Below are 683 nucleotides of genomic sequence, written 5' to 3' on the forward strand. Positions count from 1 at the left end.
GCCGCTATTCTTATCTTTAAAAAGAATAAAACTGATGACACGGTACTGTTTATCGATGCCAGCAATGAGTTTAAATCGGGTAAAAATCAAAACCAGCTCACCGATAGTAATATTGCTAAAGTCATTGAGACTTATAAGGCGCGTGAAAGCGTCGATAAATACGCCTACCTTGCGAGCTTTGATGAAATTAAAGATAACGACTTTAACCTAAATATTCCACGTTATGTCGATACCTTTGAGGAAGAGGCGGAGATTGATTTGGATGCGGTACGTGCTGAGCGTCTTGAGTTAAAAGCTGAATTGGAAAGTCTAGAGACTGAGATGGCAGGGTTTTTAAAGGAGTTGGGTTATGGTGCCTAAGGGATGGGCTTTGCTTACCGTTGGAGATATTTTTGATGTACAACTGGGTAAGATGCTTAACAAAGCAGCTAAAGAGAAGCAGCCTCAACTCCACTATTTAGGAAATTCAAATGTTAGATGGGGTGAGTTTGAATTATCTGAATTGAATTCAATGTATTTCAGCGAAAGAGAAATCAATAAATACAAACTAGAATTCAATGATATTTTAGTTTGTGAAGGCGGAGAAGTGGGAAGATGCGCTATTTGGGAACGACATAATTCGCAAATTCTTTATCAAAAAGCTCTTCATCGATTGAGAGTAAAAGGTGAGGTTGTACCGAGAT

General features: G+C 38.5%; 2 protein-coding genes. Both read left to right on the top strand.

Features of this window, described 5'->3' with window-relative positions:
• On the top strand, nt 1–360 hold a 360-nt coding region (locus tag ACS8FD_RS20950; protein WP_439277286.1), incomplete at its 5' end, for an N-6 DNA methylase.
• The coding region (locus ACS8FD_RS20955) for a restriction endonuclease subunit S (protein WP_439277287.1) at nt 350–683 on the top strand (334 nt) is incomplete at its 3' end. The genes ACS8FD_RS20950 and ACS8FD_RS20955, both read left to right, overlap by 11 nt.

The organism is Psychrobacter sp. 1U2, from assembly GCF_051847575.1.